17 protein-coding genes and 2 pseudogenes are annotated in these 24,183 nt (G+C 38.7%); 13 read left to right on the top strand and 6 right to left on the bottom strand.

Features of this window, described 5'->3' with window-relative positions; genetic code table 11:
- The first annotated feature begins 21 nt into the window (after positions 1-21).
- The gene (locus SH603_RS10340) at positions 22-747 is read left to right on the top strand and encodes a B3/4 domain-containing protein (protein ID WP_169473320.1); all 726 of its coding nucleotides are present in this window, start codon (positions 22-24) and stop codon (positions 745-747) included.
- 28 nt (positions 748-775) lie between these two features.
- Here the strand turns inward: SH603_RS10340 and SH603_RS10335 are convergent, their stop codons facing one another.
- Together SH603_RS10335 and SH603_RS10330 are read right to left on the bottom strand one after the other, a co-directional pair.
- Complete coding sequence (locus SH603_RS10335) at positions 776-1,888, bottom strand: AI-2E family transporter (RefSeq protein WP_169471898.1); 1,113 nt, start codon at positions 1,886-1,888, stop codon at positions 776-778.
- 2 nt (positions 1,889-1,890) lie between these two features.
- Positions 1,891-2,730 carry a sugar phosphate isomerase/epimerase gene (locus SH603_RS10330; RefSeq protein WP_321533931.1) on the bottom strand — a complete coding sequence of 280 codons (840 nt, stop codon included), beginning with the start codon at positions 2,728-2,730 and terminating at the stop codon, positions 1,891-1,893.
- 59 nt (positions 2,731-2,789) lie between these two features.
- Between SH603_RS10330 and SH603_RS10325 the strand changes: the two genes are divergently transcribed.
- Together SH603_RS10325 and SH603_RS10320 are read left to right on the top strand one after the other, a co-directional pair.
- Positions 2,790-3,746, top strand: a complete 957-nt coding sequence (locus SH603_RS10325) for a hypothetical protein (RefSeq protein WP_321533930.1) — start codon at positions 2,790-2,792, stop codon at positions 3,744-3,746.
- Positions 3,747-3,902: 156 nt separating this feature from the next.
- Positions 3,903-4,610: an MIP/aquaporin family protein gene (locus SH603_RS10320; RefSeq protein ID WP_169473313.1), complete on the top strand. Its 708-nt coding sequence runs from the start codon at positions 3,903-3,905 to the stop codon at positions 4,608-4,610.
- A gap of 68 nt (positions 4,611-4,678) precedes the next feature.
- On the opposite strand, the gene SH603_RS10315 is transcribed toward SH603_RS10320, so the two are convergent.
- Positions 4,679-5,683 carry a D-2-hydroxyacid dehydrogenase gene (locus tag SH603_RS10315; protein WP_321533929.1) on the bottom strand — a complete coding sequence of 335 codons (1,005 nt, stop codon included), beginning with the start codon at positions 5,681-5,683 and terminating at the stop codon, positions 4,679-4,681.
- 189 nt (positions 5,684-5,872) lie between these two features.
- On the opposite strand from SH603_RS10315, the gene SH603_RS10310 reads away from it, so the two are divergent.
- The 4 genes from SH603_RS10310 to SH603_RS10295 all read left to right on the top strand — a co-directional run bounded on the left by SH603_RS10310 (position 5,873) and on the right by SH603_RS10295 (position 11,926).
- Positions 5,873-7,003 (top strand): IS30 family transposase, encoded by a 1,131-nt coding sequence (locus SH603_RS10310; protein ID WP_013923736.1) that lies wholly within the window; start codon positions 5,873-5,875, stop codon positions 7,001-7,003.
- 141 nt (positions 7,004-7,144) lie between these two features.
- Complete coding sequence (locus tag SH603_RS10305) at positions 7,145-8,887, top strand: ABC transporter ATP-binding protein (RefSeq protein WP_169473350.1); 1,743 nt, start codon at positions 7,145-7,147, stop codon at positions 8,885-8,887.
- Positions 8,880-10,691 carry an ABC transporter ATP-binding protein gene (locus SH603_RS10300; RefSeq protein ID WP_419182120.1) on the top strand — a complete coding sequence of 604 codons (1,812 nt, stop codon included), beginning with the start codon at positions 8,880-8,882 and terminating at the stop codon, positions 10,689-10,691. Before SH603_RS10305 ends, SH603_RS10300 begins: the two co-directional genes overlap by 8 nt.
- 104 nt (positions 10,692-10,795) lie before the next feature.
- Positions 10,796-11,926, top strand: a complete 1,131-nt coding sequence (locus SH603_RS10295) for an IS30 family transposase (protein WP_013923736.1) — start codon at positions 10,796-10,798, stop codon at positions 11,924-11,926.
- A gap of 230 nt (positions 11,927-12,156) precedes the next feature.
- Here the strand turns inward: SH603_RS10295 and SH603_RS10290 are convergent, their stop codons facing one another.
- Entirely contained in the window at positions 12,157-13,593 is a 1,437-nt protein-coding gene (locus SH603_RS10290) for a C69 family dipeptidase (protein WP_321533927.1), read from the bottom strand.
- Between the two features lie 87 nt (positions 13,594-13,680).
- Positions 13,681-14,187, bottom strand: a complete 507-nt coding sequence (ybaK, locus tag SH603_RS10285; RefSeq protein ID WP_321533926.1) for a Cys-tRNA(Pro) deacylase — start codon at positions 14,185-14,187, stop codon at positions 13,681-13,683.
- A 131-nt stretch (positions 14,188-14,318) separates the two neighbouring features.
- Here ybaK and SH603_RS10280 point away from each other — a divergent pair, with 131 nt between their 5' ends.
- Positions 14,319-15,050, top strand: coding sequence for a GntR family transcriptional regulator (locus tag SH603_RS10280; protein WP_065867491.1), 732 nt, complete (start codon positions 14,319-14,321; stop codon positions 15,048-15,050).
- 269 nt (positions 15,051-15,319) lie between these two features.
- A complete protein-coding gene (locus SH603_RS10275) occupies positions 15,320-17,731 on the top strand; it encodes a phosphoketolase family protein (RefSeq protein ID WP_169473344.1) in 2,412 nt (803 codons plus the stop codon).
- Between the two features lie 102 nt (positions 17,732-17,833).
- On the opposite strand, the gene SH603_RS10270 is transcribed toward SH603_RS10275, so the two are convergent.
- Positions 17,834-19,165, bottom strand: a complete 1,332-nt coding sequence (locus SH603_RS10270) for an ISL3 family transposase (RefSeq protein WP_321533925.1) — start codon at positions 19,163-19,165, stop codon at positions 17,834-17,836.
- Between the two features lie 171 nt (positions 19,166-19,336).
- Here SH603_RS10270 and SH603_RS10265 point away from each other — a divergent pair.
- The 4 genes and pseudogenes from SH603_RS10265 (at position 19,337) to brnQ (ending at position 24,164) form a co-directional block, all read left to right on the top strand.
- Positions 19,337-20,260: pseudogene (locus SH603_RS10265) on the top strand (IS30 family transposase).
- Between the two features lie 205 nt (positions 20,261-20,465).
- Positions 20,466-21,821, top strand: a pseudogene (locus SH603_RS10260) (APC family permease).
- Between the two features lie 34 nt (positions 21,822-21,855).
- Positions 21,856-22,602, top strand: a complete 747-nt coding sequence (locus tag SH603_RS10255; protein ID WP_169472768.1) for an alpha/beta hydrolase — start codon at positions 21,856-21,858, stop codon at positions 22,600-22,602.
- A gap of 209 nt (positions 22,603-22,811) precedes the next feature.
- Complete coding sequence (brnQ, locus tag SH603_RS10250; RefSeq protein WP_169471084.1) at positions 22,812-24,164, top strand: branched-chain amino acid transport system II carrier protein; 1,353 nt, start codon at positions 22,812-22,814, stop codon at positions 24,162-24,164.
- Positions 24,165-24,183: the final 19 nt, after the last annotated feature.

Here is a 24,183-nt window from a genome sequence, read left to right as displayed (position 1 = left end):
TATAAAGAGGAGATTATTTTTATGAAGCAAGTGACGATTGATCCAAGTTTTTGGGAACTTTTTCCAGATGCACAAGTAAACATATTGTTTGCAAATAGCATTGATAACCATGATACTGATAACAACTATGATGAACGGAAGAAGCTATTAGTAAATGCTACTCATGAGGCTGATAAGTTTTTAACTAATGAAACTTTTCGTCTGAATCCAGTTGTTGATCAATGGCGTCAAGCATTTCAACAGTTTAAGAAAAAGAAAGGTGCGCGCTCATCAATTGAGGCCTTATTGAAGCGTGCCAATCAAGGACGGAAATTTGAACCAATTGAACCTCTTGTTGATGTCTACAATAGTATTTCCTTGAGCTATGGTGTTCCAGTAGGTATCGAAGACCGAAATAAGATTGCTGGCGACCTTCATTTGGGTGTTGCAAAAGGTGGCGAAGCATTTCGGCCAGTCGGTGCTGAAGAAGATGAACCTGCTTTAGAGGGCGAAGTTATTTATTATGATGATGAAGGTGCTGTTTGTCGTTGTTTAAACTGGCGTGAAGCTCAACGAACAATGTTGACAGAAGATTCTCAAAATGTAGTTGCAGTTATGGAAGCAATTAATTCAGAACAAATTGAACGGGCTAATGAAGCGATGGAAGAATTGAGCAAGCGAATTAACCAGTACTTTGGTGTAAATGCATCGCAAGTTTATCGACTGACTAAGGATCAGCCTGTTGCTGATGTTCCAGATAACTTATAAAAAAATGAGTGAAAAATGCTACGGTTTTTCACTCATTTTTTTGAATTGTTATTCTGTTTCTTGCATCAGCACTTAACAATTTATAAAGGGCTGCAAATAAAGGAACAGTGAACATCATTCCAAGAATTCCGGAAATTCCTCCACCAATAATAACTGCAGCAAATACCCATACACTTGGGAGACCAATTGATCTTCCAACAACTAGTGGATAGGTAATGCGGTTATCTAACTGTTGAAGGAGAATAATAAAGATCAAGAAAATACCGGCTTGAAGTGGAGAAACGGCGAAAATGATAATTACTCCGACACTCGCTCCAAGGATTGCCCCAATGATTGGAATTAATGCACCAAATGCAGTTACAACTCCGATCATTGAAGCATATGGCATTCGTAAGATCGTCATCCCAATAAAACACGAGATTCCAAGAATAGCGGCATCTTTACATTGCCCAACAATATAGTTACTGTAACTTTCATCAAAAACTTTCAGAACTTTAATTATTTGTGTCTGGTATCGGCTAAAGTATGTTGAAAGTAATTTAGTAAATTGACGTTGCAACATCTCTTTATAAATCAAGAGGTAGATTGAAAAGAAAAACGCAATAATTGCGGTTGTGGCAACTGAAAATACAGACGAGGCTGTTGAAATAACCGTCCGGAAAGTTCCACCAACACCAGATGTAAGGTATTTACCAATTTTATCCCATTGAATTTTACTGGTATCAAAGCTATTGATGAAGCCCTTAAAATCACTGCTATGTTCAAAGTAATCAATAAAATGGTTGATAATGTGACTATGATTTGCAATAAGTAGTTTTACACACGTAATAAGTTCGGGAATTACCAGGGCAAAGACGATGGTGATTATTAGGAGGATTGTTAAGTAGGACATTATTATTCCAACTGGCCGCTTGAATTTTTGCGAACTTGGTTTCTTAAATAAATGCGAGTAAAGGTATTCATACTGTCTTAATAATAGGTTAACGATATAGGCGACTATTCCTCCTATTAAAAGAGGCATGGTTGCCGAAAAAATTGTTTGGATAAATTTAGCAACAACTTCCCAGTAAGTGATTGCTAAGTAGAGGATAAATAGGGCTAATACTAAAGAAATATGACGGCAATTAATATATTGCTTCACGATTAAACTCCTCTAATATTAAGCTTTTGGTAAAGTTTAACTAAATAATTATGACTGTCAATTTGTTCACGACAATTATTTTGATCGTGTAAGTTAATTTCATAAATACTAGTAGCAGCTGGATTTAAGTGAGGCAAAACGTTAGCCCAGTCGATTTTACCGGTGCCGAGAGTAAGACTATCATGAGTTTCGCCCATTGAATCAACTAGGTGATAGTGAACGGTACGATCTTTTAAGTGTTCTAGGGATACGGCCAATTTCTGATTATTCCCATGAAGCTCAATAAAACAATGGGAGGTATCAAAGGCAAGTCGATAATTATGCGCAAGAATTTCATCTTCTTGAAGGGGATCGCCGTAAGCAAAGACTGGTGCAATTGAATTTTCAAACATGATATGATCACCGCCAGCATCTGCAAAACGATCCAACCGCTGATAAACAGCATTTCGGGCGTCTTCTACACTAGGGTAGAGTGAAACAAAGTAACGTGACTCAGGACCAGCATAACCACCATGAACCAAAACTTGAACATCAAGATCATCAGCTAAATAAAGGAGCTTTTCAGTTGTGAATTCGATAAAGCGATATAGGTCAGGATACTGTTTTTCAGGGGCCACTACTTCTGAATGATGATCCTGAAACTTCATTGGGTGATGTAGAATAATATTTTTAATTCCAGCATCTTTAACGTATTGAATAGCATCATAGAGGCGTTGGTAGCCTTCATCAGTAAAGTCATCAGCATCAGTATAAAATTCATAAGTAGTAGGATTATACTGTAAGCGATCCTCAATTTGGTCTAGTTGACTGCTTCCTTTTAATCCTAATTGTGGTAAAAACATAAAAATTTACCTCCTAAAACTAACTACTATTTATCTTACCAGATTTTGAGCAATTTCTTATGGTAAGATACCATATTGAGGAGGTGTTTCACATGGAACAATGGTTGCCGCGTCAGCCATTAATCTTGACACCAACTATTCCATTGATGTGGATAGTGGGATGGCTTTGTACAATGTCAGCATATATTATTTTAGGTGGAGAACCCCCATCCCCAAATCAGTTGCAGGACTCTGTTTTACTGGTTTCAGCTGTCATTTTAGTGATGAATATGTATAACCTGATATTAATTTATCAACGAGCAGAAAAATATCGAAATCTGTCCCCTTATGCACCAAGGGCTTTGTTGTTAGCTATTATTTTAATTATTTCGATTGTATTGGCCTGGGGACAGCCTAAAGTAGTATTAATTCCTAGCTACTTAAATATATGGGTCATGATATTTATCGTTTTAAATTGCTTGCAAGCTCTTTTGGGACAATTTTTTGCTCTCCTGGAACGACCGCAATCACGCCGAAGATTTGCTTCGATGTATTGGCCAATAGTAGTTTTATGCACTGCAGGGATTGTAACTCCACCAAGTTTAGAACTACATAATGGTTGGACTTTGCCGTTCATTATTAGTGATTGTATTTTACTCAGTTTCTTTATTGTAAGAAGTTGGCAAGAGATCCCGAGAATACTTATTAAGGTTCAGGCTAATAATAGTATTATCTATGAAATGTTAGTTGGAATTAACCTTGCAACAATAATTTCAACAGTGGTGAGTGGAGTACTTTTTATTATTTTTAACTTTAATAATAATGAAATAAGCGAAGTGTCGGCGTCCTTTGCGCTTAGTCCAACAATAAATGGAATCAGTGGATTAATAATAGGAGCCATGCAACGTTATAATAATGATTATCGGTACGGACACGTAAAAGGACATCCGCAAAGATATATTTACTGTGGGTTTTTCTTGGTGATTATTTTCATAGGACTAGGTTTTATTTTAAGAAAAGCTAATAATTTCTGGTAAGGAACATGATTTTTTTGTGTATTAATTTGTAAAATATTGCCGTTATTGAACAGTTAATACAATAAAGACAATAAAATGCATAATTAATGTGTTAGCATTATATGTATAGAAAACGCATACAATTTGGGAATAATATAAAAAGGTTGGTGTTTAGACATGCATGGATTTATTGGCGAATTTTTTGGCACCATGGTTTTAATCCTATTAGGAGCAGGATGTTGTGCTGGTAATAGTTTGAATAAAACATATGGGAAACAAAGTGGCTGGTGGTTTATCTGTATTTCATGGGGCTTAGCAGTTACAATGGGAGTTTATGTTGCAGGATTTCTGGGTTCATTAGGGCACTTAAATCCTGCTGTAACAATTCCTTTTGCTATTTTTGGCTTATTCCCATGGAGTAACGTTATACCTTACTTACTTGGTCAATTTCTTGGTGCGTTTGTTGGAGCAGTATTAGTAATTGTTCAATTCTATCCACAATTTAAAGCAACCCCAAATGAAGAAGAAGGAAATAATGTTGGTATTTTTGCTACTCGTCCAGCGATAAATAGCCCAATTTTTAACTTTTTCTCAGAAGTGATTGCGACCTTTGCATTTATTTTCATCTTATTAAATCTTGGCAACTTTACGCAGGGATTGAAGCCATTTATCGTAGGAATGGTTATTGCAGTTGTTGGTACATGTCTCGGGACAACTACTGGCTTTGCCTTAAACCCAGCTCGTGATTGGTCACCACGTTTAGCATATACTATTTTGCCAGTTCCTAATAAGGGTGTTTCAGAATGGTGGTATGCATGGGTTCCAATGTGTGGTCCAATTGTTGGGGGCCTTCTTGCGTGTGCTTTACAAACGGCACTAGTTTAGTGAACAAAAAAAGCTCGATTATTAGTTTTGCACTAATAGTCGAGCTTTTTAAGAAAGATTAATAATTATTAACCAACTTTAACCGGTGTATCATCTTCTTCACCATTAATTAATTTAAGGTTATTGTCAAAGGCATTAAGAACCATGTTGCGGACAGCATGAGTAGTATAGAAAGCTGTATGTGGAGTAACAAGGACGTTTGAACGATCAATAAGGTCTTTAAGTCGCTTGTCAGGGAACTCCTTGCCACGCCAATCTTCATTAAAGATTCCAACTTCATCTTCGTAAGTGTCCATGATAAAGCCAAAGATCTTTCCGCTATCAAGTCCTTCGATTACAGCATCAGTATCAACTAATGCACCTCGTGAACAGTTAACAATTACAACATTGTCTTTCATTTTAGCAATTGCGTCTTTATCAATCATATGGAAGTTCTCTTTGGTAGCTGGAACGTGAAGAGAAATTACATCAGCTTGAGCATATAGATCATCAAGGCTGTCAACGTAATATCCTTGCTTCTTTAATTCTGGATTTTCAAATGGGTCATATGCAATTACCTTAGCACCGAAGCCTTCCATAATTTGCATATAGACACGTCCAATATGACCAGTTCCGATAACACCAACAGTTTGATCACGCACTTCTCGACCAATTGTTGGGGCCCACCGTAAATCGCCATTAGCAATCTTTTCATCTAAGACCTTGGTTTGGCGAAGAATTCGGGCTGTTTGAATAGCAGCATGTTCGGCAATTGCGTTTGGTGAGTAAACAGGAACATTGGTAATTTCAAAACCAAGTTCTTTTGCCTTAGCCATGTCAATGTTGTCAACACCAACATTACGTAGTGACATCTTTGTAATACCTTTGTCAGCCAGTGCTTGTAGCGTTTCTGGTGTGTAATCAAGTTGTTGGTAAACGACTACCCCGTCAGCTCCTTTAGCTTTTGCGGCAGTTTCAGGAGTTAAGAGTTCATCCGTATATTCTACTTCTACTTCGGGATGATCCTTAGCCCATTCTTTAACGTAAGGTTCTTCATCTTTTCGGATGCTAAAAGCAAAAATTTTTTTAACCATAAATATCTATCTTCTTTCTGTATGTGCCAAAAGTGTGTAATTGCTTTCAAATAATATTCTATCTTATATAAAAGGTGGATTATAGAATGAAGTTAGCCACCCAGTTGGTGGTAAATAAAAAACGCCATTCGGCGTGACATCAGGTATCATATTAAGTGAACCAAACCTATATGAAAGGATGTCCGTCAAATGACGCACTTAAATGATACCATGTCTACTAGTTTATTGACTACTCATAAAAAGAATGCTCATCTTACTAAAGAAGAACGTGTGATGATTGCGACTTTAAAGTCGCAAGGACTTTCCAATCGCGCAATTGGTCGCCAATTAGGAGTTAATCATCAAACAATTAATAACGAGCTCAACCGTGGTACGGTCCGCCAACTTCGTCGTCAAAAATCTAATGGTAAGATTTACGAATATTCTTACTACATCTATAGTTATGAAGCTGGTCAGGCCACATATCTTGAACATCACCGCCATTCTGGTCGTCGTCGCTTATATTATTCTTCAAAGCAATTTTTACGATTAGCTGATCAGCTAATGCTTGGTGAGTTTGACGACCACCATTACTCCCCACAAGCGGTTATTTATAAGGCTCGAGATTTAATGAATGATGGCACCCTGATCCCAAAGTCGGTTGTAACTTTATATCAATGGATTAATGAGGGTGTGCTTCGTACGTCCAATTTAGACCTCTTTGAAAAACCTAAACGTAAGCATCATCGAACTCATCCGCAAGCTAAAAGGTGCTTAGGGCCTAATATTGCTCAACGACCTCAAACTGCGGACCAACGGTCCGAAATTGGCCATTGGGAACTAGATACAGTTCAGGGACAGAAAAACGGTAATGACAGTGTTGTACTAGTAATGACTGATCGCCTTTCACGAGTTAATATCACGAGTAAAATTGCTGGTAAAACTGCGCATGCAGTAAATCAGTTCTTTATAAATTTACGCCAGAAAATGGGCACAGATGCTTACTATCGCATCTTTAAGACAATAACCTCTGACAACGGTTCAGAATTTAGTGAGTTAACACAAGTTCACGATCATGTTTTCTATGCTGATCCGTATTCCCCTTGGGAACGTGGATCCAATGAGATCAATAACCGGTTTCTCCGCAAGGAGATTACCAAAGGTGAAGCTATAAATAACTATAGTAGTGCTCAGATCATAGCGACTAATGATTGGATGAATCACTATCCACGAGCTATGTTTAATGGACATTCGTCAATGGATATCTATCGTAAGGCCTTCTACCAAGAGATATCACAGCTCCATCAACCAATAATCAATTGGTCAGTATTATTTATTTGAGTCCAGTGGCTAACTTATTCTTGAAATTTAGGATCTTATATAAAAGTGTTAATCAAAGGGATTATCAGAATAAAAGCTAATTTTCTAAAAAGTCTGTATAATAGTTCAAGATGACTAAAAATAGATGAAGGAAGGATTGTTTTGATACGGATAGCACGAAAAAATTTAGCCTTTTGGGCAACAATTGGTGCAATTTTCTTTCTGTTAATCCAAGTTTCGTGTGATCTATATTTGCCGACAGTTACCGCCGATCTTGTTAATCGGGGAATTGTGCAAAAAGATATGGGCGTGATTTGGAATGAAGGAATTAAAATGATAATTGTTGCTGCGATTGGATTAGTGGCCGCCGGATTAAATGTTTATTTTGCGGCGACCCAATCAATGAAGGTGGGTGAAAAGCTACGAAGCCAGATCTATCATAAGGTTTTACGTTTCTCGAATCGTGAAATGGATGAGTTTGGCGATTCATCTTTAATTACGCGGTCAACCAATGATATTGTGCAGATTCAAAATGTCATGGTGCAAATGCTTCGGATGATGCTTCAATCACCTGTAATGCTTGTTGCAGCCTGTGTTTTAGCGTATGTTCGAGAACCGCAACTAACTAAAGTGTTTTTTATTAGTTTGCCAGTTTTAGCGATTATCGTCATGGCAGTTATGTACTTTGCGGTTCCGTTATTCAAGAGCATTCAGAAAAAAACTGATCGCATTAACTTAATCTTTCGGGAAGGGCTAACAGGAGTTCGAGTTATTCGTGCTTTTCGGCAGGAAGAGCGGGAACAAAATCGCTTCAAAAAAGCAAACGAGGACTACACGCAAACCGGAATCAAGGCCTTTACAATTGTTTCGACACTATTCCCAGTGGTAACGCTTATTTTAGGAATGACAAATGTTGCCATTATTCTACTGGGTGGTCATCTTGTAGCTAATATGAGCATGCAAGTAGGGGATTTAATTGCCTTTATGACATATGCCACTCAGATTATGATTAGCTTTATGATGCTTTCAATGATCTTTGTCTTTGTTCCCCGAGCATCGGCATCTGCTACCCGAGTTAATGCTGTCTTGGACCAGCCAATCAGTATTCATAATGCACCGGAAAAGGATCAAGAAAAGATTTCGATTAATCAACCAGCTTCCCTTGAATTTAAAAATGTTGATTTTCGTTTCCATGGGGCAGAAAGACTAGCTTTGCATGACTTAAACTTTAAAGTTACAGCGGGTCAGACTTTAGCGATTATTGGAGGGACTGGTTCAGGTAAATCAGCTTTGGTTAACTTAATTCCGCGGTTATTTGATATTGAAAGCGGGGAGATTAAAGTTGATGGTGTTCCAGTTAAAAAGTTAAGTCAGCATAATCTGCATGAGGTTATTTCTATTACTCAACAGCAAGCAGTTCTTTTTAGTGGGACTATTCGGTCTAACCTTCAATTTGGGTATGAGGAAGCAACGAATAAAGAAATGTGGCATGCACTTGAAATTGCGCAAGCAGCAGATTTCGTCCGTGAAGAAGGCGGATTGGACGCAGTTGTTGAGCAAAACGGGAGTAACTTTTCTGGTGGTCAACGCCAACGGTTAGCGATTGCTCGAACAATTATTAAGCCCGCATCGATTTATGTTTTTGATGACTCATTTTCGGCCTTGGATTTTGAAACTGATGCAAAACTCCGGGCTGCTTTAGCAAAAGACCCACAAATTCAACGTGCCGTAACGGTTATCGTGGCCCAGCGAATCTCTACTGTTGTTGATGCTGATCAAATTATTGTGCTTGAAGAAGGACGGGTAGTTGGTCAAGGAACTCACCAAGAATTAAAAGCACATAATGAAACTTACCAACAAATAATTAAGTCACAAGTCGAGAAAGGGGATGTTGATCGTGCGTAGAGGGCCACAAGTACCTGAACAGGCTCAACACTTTTGGCCAACCACAAAGCGATTAATTGCCTATTTACGACCATGGCGAGTTGGGGTTATTGTTTCAATTCTCTTAGCTGTTATTTCTGTTATTTTGTCAATCTTAGCACCAAAAATTCTTGGTGAAGCTACTACGATCATTTATGATGGAATGCTTAAAGGGTATGCAGAAATGAAAGCTGGTGCCCACTTAAGTACCCTTCCAATTAACTTTACCCGGATTTGGCAAATTGGAATTACAGTCATTTTGCTTTATTTGTTCTCTGGACTATTTAGTTTCCTCCAATTACAAATTATGACACGAGTATCGCAACGTGTTATTTACAATTTGCGTCAAGATTTTGAAGAGAAAATGCGCCGGGTGCCAATTAAATATTACGATACTCATAATAATGGGGACATTATGAGTCGAATGGTTAATGATATGGATAATATTGCGGGAACTCTCCAGCAAAGTTTGATTCAAATCATTACGAGTTTGTTAACGCTTGTTGGTGTTTTCATTTTAATGCTTACGATTAGTTGGAAATTAACAATCATTGCCCTTGTCACAATTCCACTTAGTATTCTGGTAGTTGCTTTTGTTGCCCCTACTTCACAACGTCTATTTGGTCGTCAGCAAGCTGCTTTGGGAAAAATTAATGACCAAGTAGAAGAAACATACGCTGCGCATACGATCGTGCGGACATTTAACAAGGAACAAGATGAAGAAGAAAAGTTTAATAAAGAGAATCATCAGTACTACCAAGCAGCATGGGAAGCACAATTTTTCTCTAGCTTAATGATGCCAATGATGGTCTTTATTCGAAATCTTGGATACCTTGTTGTAATAGTGGTTGGAGCGATTCAAGTTATTCATGGTCAGATTACTCTTGGTAATGTGCAAGCATTTCTACAATATACCAATCAGTTTTCTCAACCAATTGCCCAAATTGCGAATTTAAGTAACACCATCCAACAAACAATTGCTTCGGCAGAACGTATTTTTGCTGTTTTGGATGAACCGGAGATGAGTGATAAGGTTGAGGATATTCCATCACTTACTGGAAAGGATATTCCGAAAGTTGAATTTAAGGATATTAAGTTTAGCTATACTGATGAACCGCTTATTCAAGACTTTAACCTTAAAGCACCGCGAGATAAGATGGTCGCCATTGTTGGCCCAACCGGAGCAGGGAAAACGACCATTATTAATCTTTTAGAGCGTTTTTATGATCCGCAAGGTGGCCATATTTATCTTGATGGGAAAGATACTCGTTCAATGACTCGTGATACCTTACGTAAGCATATTGCGATTGTTCTTCAAGATACTTGGCTATTTACCGGGACGATTTTTGAAAATATTAAGTATGGGAATGAGAATGCATCGGACGAAGAAGTCTACCATGCTGCTAAGATGGCCCGGGCGGATGCTTTCATTTGTGAACTGCCTGATGGTTACCAAACGGTCTTAGACGAGTCCGCTTCTAATATTTCACAGGGACAGCGACAATTATTAACGATTGCACGGGCATTTTTAGCTGATCCGGAAATTTTAATTCTGGATGAAGCTACTAGTTCTGTTGATACCCGAACAGAAGTCTTGATTCAAGAAGCGATGAATGCTCTGCAGCAAGAACGAACTAGTTTTGTTGTCGCCCACCGCTTGTCAACGATTCGGAAGGCTGACCAGATTGTCGTGGTTAATCATGGGAAGATTATCGAAACAGGTAACCATGAATCATTAATGAATAAAAAAGGTTTTTACGCTAATCTTTATAATGGTGGATTATAGAATGAAGTTAGCCACCCAGTTGGTGGTAAATAAAAAACGCCATTCGGCGTGACATCAGGTATCATATTAAGTGAACCAAACCTATATGAAAGGATGTCCGTCAAATGACGCACTTAAATGATACCATGTCTACTAGTTTATTGACTACTCATAAAAAGAATGCTCATCTTACTAAAGAAGAACGTGTGATGATTGCGACTTTAAAGTCGCAAGGACTTTCCAATCGCGCAATTGGTCGCCAATTAGGAGTTAATCATCAAACAATTAATAACGAGCTCAACCGTGGTACGGTCCGCCAACTTCGTCGTCAAAAATCTAATGGTAAAATTTACGAATATTCTTACTACATCTATAGTTATGAAGCTGGTCAGGCCACATATCTTGAACATCACCGCCATTCTGGTCGTCGTCGCTTATATTATTCTTCAAAGCAATTTTTACGATTAGCTGATCAGCTAATGCTTGGTGAGTTTGACGACCACCATTACTCCCCACAAGCGGTTATTTATAAGGCTCGAGATTTAATGAATGATGGCACCCTGATCCCAAAGTCGGTTGTAACTTTATATCAATGGATTAATGAGGGTGTGCTTCGTACGTCCAATTTAGACCTCTTTGAAAAACCTAAACGTAAGCATCATCGAACTCATCCGCAAGCTAAAAGGTGCTTAGGGCCTAATATTGCTCAACGACCTCAAACTGCGGACCAACGGTCCGAAATTGGCCATTGGGAACTAGATACAGTTCAGGGACAGAAAAACGGTAATGACAGTGTTGTACTAGTAATGACTGATCGCCTTTCACGAGTTAATATCACGAGTAAAATTGCTGGTAAAACTGCGCATGCAGTAAATCAGTTCTTTATAAATTTACGCCAGAAAATGGGCACAGATGCTTACTATCGCATCTTTAAGACAATAACCTCTGACAACGGTTCAGAATTTAGTGAGTTAACACAAGTTCACGATCATGTTTTCTATGCTGATCCGTATTCCCCTTGGGAACGTGGATCCAATGAGATCAATAACCGGTTTCTCCGCAAGGAGATTACCAAAGGTGAAGCTATAAATAACTATAGTAGTGCTCAGATCATAGCGACTAATGATTGGATGAATCACTATCCACGAGCTATGTTTAATGGACATTCGTCAATGGATATCTATCGTAAGGCCTTCTACCAAGAGATATCACAGCTCCATCAACCAATAATCAATTGGTCAGTATTATTTATTTGAGTCCAGTGGCTAACTTATTCTTGAAATTTAGGTATATTTATTTGAGTCCAGTGGCTAACTTATTCTTGAAATTTAGGTAATCTTTATAATAGTCAGTTTGCTGGAAATAATTAAAGAAAAATGTGGTTGTTTTGCACGTTATCTTGTTATTGTTCATAAAAATAGTTGAGGCTGAGAAAAAAACAGAGGGCGATAATACCCTAAGTTTTTTCTCAGCCTCATCTTTATTTTTACAAATTCTTATCGATTTGGAATGTTAACTTAGAAAGTTCGAGTCCATTCATTACTAACTCAGCCATTAAAGTTTTTGTTCGTTTAGCCATTTCAGCAACCATTTCATGCGTCTTTGAACTTAAGAAAGCACTGACTTCAGAAGATGACATCCCCTTAACCCGTGGAGCAACTTCATTTACCCAGCGGTAGAGGTATTCACGGGCATCTTTGAGATAATCCAAGTCGGCCTTAGAAAATTCTGCATGGTGTGATTCGACAATCATTGAAAGCGCCCGATACATCCAGTAAGCACTCTTTAAATCCATATTAAGTTTCTCTGGTGTTTCACGATAGCTTACATCAATATCTTCAGCATTACCAAAGAATGGAACGTATGGGGTAAAGGTAGGAATACCAAAGCTCATCCACATAATCGTTGAAGCAGCTTCTGGTAAGTCATTGCGGACTTGAAGAACGTGGGAATTTTGCGTCCGGTTTAGTGAAATTGGCCGGAACATATGCTTTTGCTGATCGGTACCTTCATGGCCTAGTGGATCGTAAGGGGTTCCTTGGTAGTGGCTACTGAGGATCTTTTCCACGTCTTCAAGGGTAATTCGATGATCCGTTTGCATAATAAATGGAATATCAAAATCAAGCGGATCAAATTCAGTTTCTGGATTTAACACCTTATGACCGTACCATTGGCGTGGCGTGTTGTAGTGTTGATCAAAAATATCAGCAGTTCCGAAAATATGACGGAAATTCCATTCGTACTTGTCTGGGTTAAGATGGTTCTTTGCAACAAATTCTTGAATTCCGTCAGACCACATAAAGTTAGCCTTATCATTAAAATCAACTTGCTGAATGGCAATTCGATTTCCAGTAACAGCGTATGCATCATCTGGAATCCATTGTGCAACCCAGTGATGTCCAGTAACGATTTCCATATACCAAACATCATCTTTGTCACTAAAAATAACCCCGTTTCCTTCTGCAGAACCGTATTTAGCGATTAATTTACCGAGGTAAGCAACCCCATCGCGTGCACTATCGATGAAGGGGAGGGTAGCGGCAACGATAAGGTCTTCATTAATTCCTGTTTCAGTATTAAGCGGATCACAGGCTAAAACCCGTGCATTAGCATAAACACTTTCTGTGGCGCTCATCCCAACGTTCTTTTCATTAAAACCACTTTCGTCAAAGACTCCTTCAGTTTTGTAGTTGACATTAGGAGTGCCTTGGTAACGGTAACCATCAGCAGGCCGGTCAATCACACACTTATTTAAATAAGCTTTGACTTGATTGGGATGATTATGGTATGCCGGATAAGTTACAAAACGTTGTGGTGTAAGTGGGGCGAAAGTATCATCGTTCCGTGCTGCCATGGTTGAACCGTCAATTGTAGCATTACGACCTACGAGGACAGTCGTACAAGCAGATAGATTTTTCTTCATTTTTTCAGGACCTTTCTATAATGACCTTAAATAAAACTATAGTAATAAGTTTAGTCTTCACATCTAGGGAGGTCAATCAATCGGAAACTACTTTTGTTCTAAATCAGCAAAAGTTGCATGAACTAATCCGGCTAAGTCTTCAGCGTTTAGTTTAACCGATCGACCAACTTTTCCAGATGAAACATAAATTTCGCCTTGTTCTTTTGCTTCAGTATCAATAAAAATCGGATATTGAAATTTTTCATAGATTCCTACAGGCGTGTTAGCACCATGAACATAACCTGTTGTCTTTAACAAGTTTTTAAGCGGAACCATATTAACTTTTTTGTTGCCGGAAACTTTAGCTAATTTCTTTTCGTCAAGGTGAGTATCGACGGGGATGACTCCGACTAAGGGGCCAGTTACATTACCAGTAAGGACAAGGGTTTTATAAATGACATGTTCATCAATACCGGTACGGTCAACGCTCATTGAACGGACATCGCCACCTTGATGCGTCGGAAATTCAGCTTGCTCATATGGAATATTATTTTTATCTAAGATTTGTTCCACCTGCGTTTTTTTTATTTTACTTTTTTTATTCTTTTTACTCATAAGAAGATCATCTCCTAAATTTATCTGGGTCGCACCAATATTTTACAAAAAGATCCCAATTTAAAATAGGTCTGCTATACTTAAAGTGTATCATTAAAATTCGAATTAAATAAATCCGAGGAGTTAATTAGATGGCAGACTTAGTATATCGCTCAGTGATGCGTGATATAAAACAAAAAATTTTAGGCAATGAATACCCCGGAATGCGGCTACCGGACGAACGAAGCTTAAGTGAGATTTACGAGGTAAGTCGAAGTTCAATCAAACGAGCGCTAGGTGTATTGGCGCAAGAAGGAATTATCTTCAAAAAGCGCGGTTCGGGAACATTCATTAATCCGCTCTACCTAAAAAATCAGTCCTTATTTCATTATGAGGGGAGTAATTTGGGAGTTACGGATAGTTTCCGTGCTGATGGGAAGAAGCAAGGAATTAAGTTGCTTGATTACCAGGTTGTTCCCGCAAATAAGGATGTACAAGAAGAGTTGTTCCTCAATGATAATGACTTTGTATACCAAATCAAACGGTTACGGCTAATTGATGACCAACCTTTTATGATTGAAACTGGTTTTATCCCGATTAAGATTACACCAACCTTATCTCCTGAAATTGTTAACGGCTCTATTTTTAATTATCTTGAGGATAAGATGGGAAAACGAGTTACCAAGTCATTCATGACCATTGGCGTATCACCGTCAGATAAACAAGACCAAGAATTATTAAAGTTAAGCTCGACAGAACCGGTGGGCATAATTGATGGAATCTTCTTTTTAGATGATGGAACACCATTTGAAGTTTCAAATATGCGTATTCACTATAAATACATGAAATATAGTACTTTTGTTAGCTTAGACCAGGAAGGCTAATATTAATTTAAGTTCATTAGATTGTCATAAGTTTGCGCGAGATAACCGTAGAATGTGGCAAATGGTGTTAGACTAAAGATGTTAGCCGGTTTGCAAAACTAAAGAGCGGCTTAAAATTATTAATTTTTTATAATTGGACCGTATCAATTTGTAAAAAGGTTGACTTTTTGAAAAAACAGTTTATCATTAACATTGTAAATTTAATGATTTACGTTATGTTGTTAGAAAGCACAGGACGTATTGATTTATATAGAAGGAGTGTTTATTAGATGGCAGTAGATTACGATTCCAAGAAATACTTGGAAAGTGTTGATGCTTACTGGCGTGCAGCTAACTACCTTTCAGTTGGTACATTATACTTAATGGGTGATCCATTACTTCGCCAACCATTAAAGGCAGAAGATGTTAAGCCTAAGCCAATTGGTCACTGGGGTACTATTGTTCCTCAAAACTTCATTTACGCACACTTGAACCGTGTAATTAAGAAGTATGACCTTGATATGTTCTACATCGAAGGTTCAGGTCACGGTGGCCAAGTTATGGTTAACAACTCATACTTGGATGGTTCATACACTGAAATTTATCCTGAATATACTCAAGATACTAAGGGAATGGCTAAGTTATTCAAGCACTTCTCATTCCCAGGCGGTACTGCATCACACGCTGCACCTGAAACACCAGGTTCAATCCACGAAGGTGGGGAACTTGGTTACTCACTTTCACACGGTGTTGGTGCTATCTTAGATAACCCAGAAGTTATTGCCGCTGTTGAAATCGGTGATGGTGAAGCTGAAACTGGTCCATTAATGGCATCATGGTTCTCAGACAAGTTCATCAACCCAATCAAGGATGGTGCGGTATTACCAATCATCCAAGTTAACGGATTCAAGATTTCTAACCCTACTATCCTTTCACGGATGAGCGACGAAGAACTTACTAAGTACTTCGAAGGTATGGGTTGGAAGCCATACTTTGTTTCAGCTTACAAAGAAGCTGACCGTGATGGTGAATTCAATGGTTACAAGCCTCACATGGAAGTTCACGAAGAAATGGCTAAGACTTTGGACAAGGTTGTTGAAGAAATCAAGGCTATTCAAAAGAACGCTCGTGAAAACAATGATAACTCATTACCACAATGGCCAATGATTATCTTCCGTGCACCTAAGGGTTGGACTGGTCCTAAGACTGACCTTGATGGTAACCCAATTGAAAACTCATTCCGTGCACACCAAATTCCAGTTCCAGTATCCCAAGATGACATGGAACACAAGGACATCCTTGTTGACTGGTTGAAGTCATACAAGCCAGAAGAATTGTTTGACGAAGATGGTCACCCAGTTGCTCTTGTTGAAGAGAACACACCAGAAGGTAACCGTCGTATGGCTATGAACCCTATCACTAATGGTGGTATCGATCCTAAGCCACTTGTATTGCCAAACTACCGTGATTTTGCTATTGATGTTCAAAATCCTGGTTCTGTTGTAAAGCAAGACATGCTTGAATGGGGTAAGTACCTCAACAAGATGGCTGAATTGAACCCAACTAACTTCCGTGGATTTGGTCCTGACGAATCTAAGTCAAACCGTCTTTACGCATTCCTTGATGGTCAAAAGCGTCAATGGATGGAAAGTGTCCACGAACCAAACGACGAAGATGTGGCTCCACAAGGTCGTATGATCGATTCACAACTTTCAGAACACCAAGCTGAAGGATTCCTTGAAGGTTACACATTAACTGGTCGTCACGGATTCTTCGCAACTTACGAAGCATTCGGTCGTATTGTTGATTCAATGCTTACTCAACACATGAAGTGGTTACGTAAGGCTAAGGATCTTTACTGGCGTCACCAATACCCAGCATTGAACTTTGTTGATACTTCTACTGTATTCCAACAAGATCACAACGGTTACACTCACCAAGATCCAGGTCTATTGACTCACTTATTTGAAAAGGAACGTCCAGATCTCGTTAAGGAATACTTGCCAGCAGATACTAACTCATTAATGGCTGTATCTAACAAGGCATTCCGTAACCAAGAATGCATCAACCTCTTCGTAACTTCTAAGCACCCACGTGCACAATGGTTCTCTATTGATGAAGCTACTCAATTGGCTGACAATGGTCTTGGCTACATTGACTGGGCATCTACTGACCAAGGTACTGAACCAGATGTTGTATTTGCATCTTCTGGTACTGAACCTACTGAAGAAGCTCTTGCAGCTATTGACATTCTTCATGACAACTTCCCTGAATTGAAGATTCGTTACATCAACATCATCGAAATTATGCGTTTGATGAACACTGACAAGAACCCTGAAGGTTTAACTGATGCTGAATTCAATAGTTACTTCACTACTGACAAGCCAGTTATCTTTGCATGGCACGGATTCCGTGACATGATCCAAGCATTGTTCTTCGATCGTGCTAACCGTAACGTTCACATTCACTCATACGAAGAAAATGGTGATATCACCACTCCATTCGACATGCGTGTATTAAACGAACTTGACCGGTTCCACTTAGCTAAGGACGCTATCCAAAGTGTTCCTGGTTACGAACAAAAGAGTGCTGCATTTGTTGCCAAGATGGACAACATGATCAACAAGCACAACCACTACATCCGTTCAGAAGGTAAGGACTTACCAGAAGTTACTAACTGGACTTGGAAGGGTCTTAAGTAATCAGCTACTGATTGCTAATTAAACACTTAATAAATTAAGAAAAGAGATCGAGTTTAACGGCTCTTCGTCAAGAAGTACTGATGAGAAAATAAAATAATTTTACTAAGCAGCTTGTGCCTGGACTTTGGCATGAGCTGTTTGTTTATTTCTCCAGTTTATTGCAATGTAGGTATTTGGTAATGCAAGGAGGATTCTAATTCGGAAATTAAAGAAATTACGAAAGCCATAAGTAGTTCGTTTAATAACTTTAATTTTATTGTTAGTTCCTTCAACGGGACCATTTGTATAGGTATCATATTTAAAACTATTGTAAATTTCTTGTTTATGGCTGCGAAGAGTATGCTGAACTTTTTGCAGTGCTTGGGGAAGCTGCGTCCATTTAATCGCGAGTAAGTTTTTTAATTCTTTCTTGCTACGATGAGCAATCACCAGAATTAAGTTTTGATAGTATTCATAAGCCCTTTTTAGTTCATTATCAAAGCTTAGAAGACGATGAATGACTTCCACATCGGTTAATTGAGCGTAACTAAAGTTACGCCTTGACCAATAATTATCATATTTAAGCTCATTAGCAGGCGTTAGGAGTAATTTCCAAAAGTGCTTAAGTGCACGCCATTTATGAGTGCCAGCACCGGCACGATTCATTACTTGGATCCTAATTTTGTTAAATGCACGATATGCTTGAGCAACAATATGAAAATGATCAGCGATAATTAAAGCGTGGGGGAAAAGCTCATGAATCAAATGGCGGTAAGGAGTGTACAAGTCAACCGTTACTGTTTGAACTGCTAAGCGTGCTGAACGGTCATATCGAAGAAAGTATTTTCGCAGATAGCTATTTTTACGTGACAAGATAATATCAAGCGTCCGCTTATTTTCAATATTCATTAGAATCATACTCATTCCGCTGGGGGCAAAGCGACCAGACTTGAAATCATCAAAGGCAATATGGCGAGGTAACCAATGATAGTTAGGCTTAAAAAACTGATCAAGATTTGTAATGACTCGTCTAATTGTCCAGTCAGAGACATTTAATTCTTTGGCTAAATCACTTTGTGATTCGTTTTTTGTTAGAAGCATCATTGCCCGTTGTTTTATCGCTAAAGAGATATGATTACGATAATGAATATCTTCAACGGCTGCTAATTTAGTAACTACTTCAGGGCAAGAAGAAGAAGCTTTACAGATATATTTTTGCTTTTTAATCGACCAGATTGTTGGCTTAAAGTGAAGCTCTGGTCCCAAGCAATTAACTGTTCTATAGCCATTTTTACACATTAAGTGTACACATTTTGGGCAATGCATGGGGTAAGTTTGAATAAGATGGACAATGATTTGATTAGGTTGATCTTCAATTGGGTTATCAAAATTCTTTTCATCTAGTTTGAGGTAAGGATCTTTAATTCCTAAGATAGTTTTGATAGAATTGTTCATGAAAGATGGTCCTTTCTTAGCGAAGACGGGGTCCAACCATCTTTCGCTTTTTTATTTTAAATTTTAAACAAGGCAGATTGTAAAATTTAAGTTGAACATTTAAGTGGACAGAAAAACCCATCAAGGTCTTTAATGGTGTTACCACACAATCCATTAGAAAGAAGGACCTTGATGAGCACCACTATTTTATCATTCCAGAACCGTGTTGTCATTGAAACGCTTCATAATGAAGGACGTTCCTTGCGATACATCGCTAACTACTTAGGCTTTAGTAAGACCACCATCTTTAACGAACTTCACCGGCTAAATAGTGGGTATTAAGCTGAACTAGCGCAAACTGACTTTGAACGCAAGGTTAGTCAACGGGGGCGGAAGTCTTCACTCACTAAAAGCCTTAAGCACTTGATTGAGGAAAAGATTCAAGTCCAGAAGTGGTCCCCTGAACAAGTTGCCCATGTAGTTGGGATTGCCTACAAGACGGTCTATAACTGGATTGATCAAGGATGGCTTGATGTACAGTTACCCGATTTGCCTGATCATGGAATTCGTCGTCATCGTGCTAAAGAAAAGCGTGGTACGTTCAGTCACGGCCGCTCCATTGAGGAGCGTCCTCATAAAGTCGAAACTCGCCAAGAATTCGGCCACTTTGAAGCTGATACCGTACTTTCTGGCAAACGTAAAGGTCAAGCTGTGGCGACTTTTGTGGAGCGTAAGAGTCGCCTGACAATTGTTAAACGGCTCCATGGTCGCGACAGTCAGTCCATGACTCAAGCCGTACTTGAACTAGCTAGTCAACTTCAAGACAAGCTCAAGACGCTTACCGTGGATCATGGGAAAGAGTTCGCTAACTATCAGGCAATTGAACAGCTAACGGGTACTCAGGTTTACTTTGCCCATGCCTATTCACCGCACGAACGCGGTAGTAATGAGAACCGTAATCGAGTTTTGCGACGGTTTATTCCCAAGGGACAAGCCATTGAAGAGCTGAGCGATCGCCAGCTGGTTCAAATCAATTGGTATCTGAATTCCCGACCACTTAAATGTCTTAACTGGCACACACCAATCGAGATCTTCTTGATTAATCTACGTCACTAAATTCGTTCAAGTTATTTCTTGCAATCTGCCACAAATAAAGCACTGATGTTAAATTCATCAGTACTTAAAATTGTAGAGCCAGTTTAACTCGGTCTCTTTTTGTTTGTAAATATAAAGATTGGTTACCTTGCTTACTTGTAAACCCTTTAAAATAAGAATAGACTTTAGATGAAGGTAATATTATTTTTGTTATAAAGGATAGAAGGTGGGGCTTATCAATACGAAAAAGAAAAATCCTAAAAAGTTATCGTTTATTTCAATTTATTTTTTAGGTATTAATGGTGTTATTGGTTCAGGTGCTTTTTTGCTACCACAAGTTATCTATAAGGATATGAATTTAGCAAGTGTCTTTGTCTTACTCTGTGCAGCGATTACGGTTAGCATGGTTGCATTATGTTATGCAGATCTTTCTAGTCGGTTTACCGGATCGGGTGCCGCATGGCTTTATTCCTATAATGCATTTGGCCGGTTTACTGGCTATGAGCTCGGCTTCTTTACATGGTTTCTAGGATGTTGTACTTTATCTGCCGAAGTGGTAGCTTTGTTGACAACTCTCCGAAGCTTTTTGCCGGTTTTTAATACTCATTGGGTTTACTATGTTTCTGTTTTTGGCTTAATTTTATTATTCTCAATTATTAATTTCTTTGGCCGGACGCTTGTTAAGTTGGTCGATAACCTCTCTTCAGCTGCAAAAATGATTACGATTCTTACTTTTATTGTAATTGGCGTTTTTTGCATTCATTTTGCTAATTTTTCACCGGTAATTCCTTATGCAGCAACCACCGGAGCAATGCCGCTTGCCAAACATTTTGGCGCAGCTTTTAGTGTTGTTTTCTATATGTTTACCGGCTTTTCGTTTATTCCAATTGCCGCAAAACAAATGACTGATCCGGAGAAAAATATTCCGCGTGTATTAATCGCCGTAATGGTTAGTGTAACGATTATGTATTCGCTAATGATGCTAGTAGCAATCGGTATTTTGGGAACTAGGATGTCAAAATATAGTACGCCAATTGCAAATGCCTTTGGAACTGGTGTCGGTAAATGGGGGTACATTTTAGTAATTGTGGGAATGTTAATCAGTATTTTCGGGGTGGCATTTGCGGCCTCCTTTAACACTCCGTCATTAATTTCCTCACTAGCGAATGAACACGCGATGTTGCCAAAGTGGGTTGGTAAAAAGAACCGCCATGATGCACCCTGAGTAGCAATCATTCTGACAGCCATTGTTTCAATGCTATTAGTTACGCAATCTTACCTCTTTCTTGTTTCTTGTATTGTGCTTGCTTCATTTGTTCAATATGTTCCGTCCATTTTAGCAGTAATTAAGTTTGAACATACTAATGAATTTCCTAATCATGGGTTTAAGCTTCCCGGAAAATATATCATTCCAGTGCTGGCACTCTTAATCTCGTGCTACATGGTAACCAATTTCACAATTAAGACGATTACGGTTGGTGTTGTAGTTGCCATCCTAGCCGCGGTTTCTTACTTCTTTGTTAAGGTGGATGAGAAACACGAGGCACACCACCGTGCAATGTTGGAGAAACTAAAATACTAAGTCAAACAGTGTATAATAGGCGAGAGGTGGTTTGATGGAAATAACAATCAAACGAGATGGTCTAAAACTATATGGCCTTCTTGAAGGAACAACGACGATTAAAAACGATACGGTTGCAATTCTGATGCATGGCTTTAAGGGCAATCTGGGATATGATGATTCTAAAATTCTATATGCTCTTTCGCACTATTTAAACCAACAAGGAATTCCAACGTTACGCTTTGACTTTGATGGAACTGGCCATAGTGATGGTGAATTCAAGAATATGACAGTTTTCAGTGAAATCCTGGATGGAATGAAAATCATTGACTATGCTCATACCACTATGCAAGCAAAGAAGATTTACCTTATTGGTCATTCGCAAGGTGGGGTAGTTGCTTCGATGCTGGCGGCTTATTATCGCGATATTATTACAAAACTGGTACTGCTGGCATCTGCTGCAACCTTGAAAGATGATGCGCTAAAAGGAGTTTGTCAGGGAAGCCAATATGACCCTAACCATATACCAGAAACGGTTGATGTGCATGGCTTTACCGTTGGTGGTGACTACTTTCGAACGGCGCAGCTTTTACCAATTTACGAAACAGCACAGCATTATAGTGGACCGACACTGCTAATTCATGGGTTAGGTGATAATGTAGTTTCCTCGGAAGCTTCAAAGAAATATAATGTGATCATGCCTAACAGTGAGTTGCATTTAATTCCGGAAGAAGGGCATATGTTTAATGGCTCACAACGCCAAGAAATTTTGGAACTGGTAGCTAACTTTTTAAAAAATTAGATTTAAAGGGACTGTGACATAAGCCAAGTTATTTTTATAAAAGACAAATGGCGCAGTACAACAATGGCCTCCAACGCCCGGTAAAAAAAACGAACATTGGAGTCCTATTGTTGCTTGCGGGGCTCGAAATGTACTTCTGCCTGGGCGCTTATTTCATGGTATAATTTAGCGTCAGATTAAATTTAGAGAAAAGAAATGAGTGATTAACTATGAGCTCAATTAAAGCAGCGTGTAAAACCTACTTGGTAATTGGGTCGCTAATTTTTGGAATGTTATTTGGGGCAGGAAATTTAATTTTTCCTGTGCATTTAGGACAATTAGCCGGTAACCAGTGGATAGCAGCGACGGGTGGATTCTTGCTTTCTGGTGTTCTTTTACCGCTATTTGCATTACTAGCGATTAGTATTACACATGCAAATGGATTATATGAACTAGCTTTACCAAATGGGAAAAGGTTTGCCCTTATTTTCCTTGTCCTGGTTCAAATAATTATTGGACCTTTATGTGCAACCCCGCGTACGGCAACTGTTCCTTATACGATTGGAGTTGCGCCATATTTAAGTAAAGGGATGCAAGGCTGGGGATTATTAACCTATACCGGAGCATTTTTTCTAATTGTTTACTTTTTTGCAACGCGTGAAGGAAAAATCACTGAAATAATTGGTAAGGTTTTAAATCCGATTTTCCTTATTATGTTATTTTTGATCTTTCTTCTCGCCTTTATTCATCCAATGGGAAGTACAACTACTCCCCAACCAACTCCAGAATATGTTAATCATGCCTTTAGTAATGGTTTTATTCAGGGATATAACACTGTTGATGCATTAGCAGCATTGGTTTTTGGCGTTACGATTATTACTGCAATCCGCCAACTTGGTTTTAAATCTCAACAATCAGTTTCACTCGCTACTACCAAGGGTGGAATGATTGGAATTTTGGGAATTGGGATTTTATATATTGGACTAATTTATTTAGGGACAACGAGTCGGCACCAATTCGCAATCGCAGCTAATGGGGGAACAACATTAAATCAAATTGCTCATTATTATATGGGAGATTTTGGAAATGTATTATTGTTAACCCTTGCGACAATCACGTGTATGACAACGGCGATGGGGTTAGTAGTTGCTTTTGCTCAGGACTTTCATTATCGTTTTCCCCAGATTTCTTATAAAGCCTTTTTACGGGGCAATTGCCTATTGTCATTTCTAGTTGCTAATATGGGATTAGATCGGATCGTTTCATGGTCGATACCAGTTTTAATGTTCCTTTATCCGTTAGCCATTGTGTTGATCCTACTAGGTATTTTTTCGCCCCTATTCAAGGGAGATTCGTTAATTTACCGGGTCACGACAGGTATAACAATGATTCCTGCGTTTTTTGATATGGTAAATGCTTTCCCACCGGTTTTACGGGATACCTCATTTAGTATGTCATTAATTCATTTTGCAGAAAAATACTTTTCCTTGTATCAACTTGGCTTTAGTTGGTTGCCTTTTACCCTGGTGGGCTTATTCATCAGTATTTGTATATGGTACCCTCAGCAGCGGAGTCGTGTATAATATAAGAAAGATGAGGTGA

This window comes from Limosilactobacillus reuteri (genome assembly GCF_034259105.1).
GTDB classification, from domain to species: Bacteria; Bacillota; Bacilli; order Lactobacillales; family Lactobacillaceae; genus Limosilactobacillus; species Limosilactobacillus reuteri_G.
This window is presented reverse-complemented; position numbering and strand designations above follow the sequence as displayed.

Excerpts from the sequence above, each read along its gene's own strand:
- SH603_RS10340 (WP_169473320.1), top strand. The coding sequence starts at position 22 with ATGAAGCAAGTGACGATTGATCCAAGTTTTTGGGAACTTTTTCCAGAT.
- SH603_RS10330 (WP_321533931.1), bottom strand. The coding sequence starts at position 2,730 with ATGTTTTTACCACAATTAGGATTAAAAGGAAGCAGTCAACTAGACCAA.
- SH603_RS10325 (WP_321533930.1), top strand. The coding sequence starts at position 2,790 with ATGGTAAGATACCATATTGAGGAGGTGTTTCACATGGAACAATGGTTG.
- SH603_RS10320 (WP_169473313.1), top strand. The coding sequence starts at position 3,903 with ATGCATGGATTTATTGGCGAATTTTTTGGCACCATGGTTTTAATCCTA.
- SH603_RS10315 (WP_321533929.1), bottom strand. The coding sequence starts at position 5,683 with ATGGTTAAAAAAATTTTTGCTTTTAGCATCCGAAAAGATGAAGAACCT.
- SH603_RS10310 (WP_013923736.1), top strand. The coding sequence starts at position 5,873 with ATGACGCACTTAAATGATACCATGTCTACTAGTTTATTGACTACTCAT.
- SH603_RS10295 (WP_013923736.1), top strand. The coding sequence starts at position 10,796 with ATGACGCACTTAAATGATACCATGTCTACTAGTTTATTGACTACTCAT.
- SH603_RS10290 (WP_321533927.1), bottom strand. The coding sequence starts at position 13,593 with ATGAAGAAAAATCTATCTGCTTGTACGACTGTCCTCGTAGGTCGTAAT.
- ybaK (WP_321533926.1), bottom strand. The coding sequence starts at position 14,187 with ATGAGTAAAAAGAATAAAAAAAGTAAAATAAAAAAAACGCAGGTGGAA.
- SH603_RS10280 (WP_065867491.1), top strand. The coding sequence starts at position 14,319 with ATGGCAGACTTAGTATATCGCTCAGTGATGCGTGATATAAAACAAAAA.
- SH603_RS10275 (WP_169473344.1), top strand. The coding sequence starts at position 15,320 with ATGGCAGTAGATTACGATTCCAAGAAATACTTGGAAAGTGTTGATGCT.
- SH603_RS10270 (WP_321533925.1), bottom strand. The coding sequence starts at position 19,165 with ATGAACAATTCTATCAAAACTATCTTAGGAATTAAAGATCCTTACCTC.
- SH603_RS10255 (WP_169472768.1), top strand. The coding sequence starts at position 21,856 with ATGGAAATAACAATCAAACGAGATGGTCTAAAACTATATGGCCTTCTT.
- brnQ (WP_169471084.1), top strand. The coding sequence starts at position 22,812 with ATGAGCTCAATTAAAGCAGCGTGTAAAACCTACTTGGTAATTGGGTCG.